Source organism: Idiomarina aquatica (assembly GCF_004362895.1).
GTDB lineage: Bacteria > Pseudomonadota > Gammaproteobacteria > Enterobacterales > Alteromonadaceae > Idiomarina.
The window spans coordinates 1-1,547 of the sequence record NZ_SNXI01000058.1 but is presented as its reverse complement, the minus strand read 5'-3'; the positions used below and the strand labels follow the sequence as shown (position 1 = coordinate 1,547).

Sequence of the window (1,547 nt, the reverse complement as noted above, 5' to 3'; positions counted from 1 at the left end):
ACTTTGCTTTGCTCATTGCAGTGTCCAGTATCAGCGTGGGTTCGGTGATCTGATCAACGCTAACCGGGAAAGTTCCCTATTTATTCAACAAGGCCGCTACAGCATGCTTAGAGCATGGAAAGGAAAGGATTCAAACTTTCCATTTAATGACTCCCATAATAAAAATTACAATGTAAGGGACGGTAGCGATTGGGAAAAAACTTTAAAACCGAGAATTAGAGAACGACTCAGTAAATCTAAGAACATAATATTGTTCTTAAGCTCTGTGACGAAAAGCTCAAAAGCCATTCGTGAAGAAATCGACTACGGAATAAATACATTAGGTTTGCCAGTTATAGTTGTATATCCAGAGCACACGGAGAAATCTGACATTATTAACTGCCAGTCAAAAACGTTCAAAAAGCAGATAAAGGATCTTTGGGATAAGCTGCCAAAGTTTCGAGACTCAATGGATTCAGTGCCCACTTTACATATCCCAAACAAAAAAGCACTGATCGAAAAGTCGCTTAAGGATACAGATTTTATGGTAAATACAAAAAAGAATCCAGGCAAGTCTTTTTATCCGTGTTAGCTCTCTCGGGAAGCCAGGTAGCAACTAACAAACGGCTGTTAGGGATTTCATTACGCTGCGCTCTATGCAGCCCCAGAGTCGGGCGTTAAGTTTTAAGGATGTGATTTTGAGTTTTTTCGTTAAGTACAAAGACCATATAAGTTCTATTGGTGTGATATTTGCCATTGTTTTTTCATTACTCGCGCTTTTGAGTAACCCTAAAGAGCCCGATTTAGTTGTATCTTCAGAGAAAATTAAAAATAAAACTAGAGTTGTAATATACAACGGTGGGGACGGACCATGTGCAGGTTTTAAAATAAAATATCCAAACCACTTTAATTCTGTAGAGCAAATTGTTCAATATCAAGAGTCTGCATTACCTAATAAGAAGCTTTCTACTAATGACAAAGACGAACTAGTTATTGTTTACCCGGCAAGGGCTCCAGATACACTTGAAAAATGTAAAATTGAAAGTTGTATTATTAATGGTGAGTTTTTAAAGCCAAATCAAGCTATCGCATTCGATTTTTATAAAAAGAAAGATCATAAATATAAAAGCAAAATAGCATTCGTTTGTTACGGCGATAGCGAAATAATAGGAATTTAAAAATTAACGAGTTGCTGAGCGGTAAGCATACTCTCGACATGGATTTAACGTGAAAGCAAAGTACAAATTTCCGATATCTGGTGAAGTAAAGTTAGAGCCAACCCAAATGTTCCCAATTAAGGAGCGTGGGTATGTCTATGAATTTTTAATTGATGAGCGCTGCATCATTACTCATATTGAAGTAACTGTTCCTGTCGAAGAGCAATGGTACCCCAAGTTGGTAAGGACTGGTCCTAAGCATCACCAGTTAATAACCGATAATCCGGCACTTTATTTCGTATGCGTATTTCGGTGGTTCCGAACAGCGATTCCGGAGTTATCCGATCACCTGTTAGCCGTTCTTTTTCATAACCCTCTTTTTACGCTAAGTGATCGGATTGGTCTAGTTTT

Annotated in this window: 3 protein-coding genes; all 3 read left to right on the top strand. The window is 37.9% G+C overall.

Annotated elements, in window-relative coordinates:
* Nucleotides 1–571 (top strand): TIR domain-containing protein (locus DEU29_RS13940; RefSeq protein WP_432206888.1); only part of this gene is annotated, 571 nt, incomplete at its 5' end.
* A gap of 106 nt (nucleotides 572–677) precedes the next feature.
* Nucleotides 678–1,157, top strand: a complete 480-nt coding sequence (locus DEU29_RS13935; RefSeq protein ID WP_133541017.1) for a hypothetical protein — start codon at nucleotides 678–680, stop codon at nucleotides 1,155–1,157.
* Between the two features lie 49 nt (nucleotides 1,158–1,206).
* On the top strand, nucleotides 1,207–1,547 hold a 341-nt coding region (locus tag DEU29_RS14085), incomplete at its 3' end, for a hypothetical protein (protein WP_208107655.1).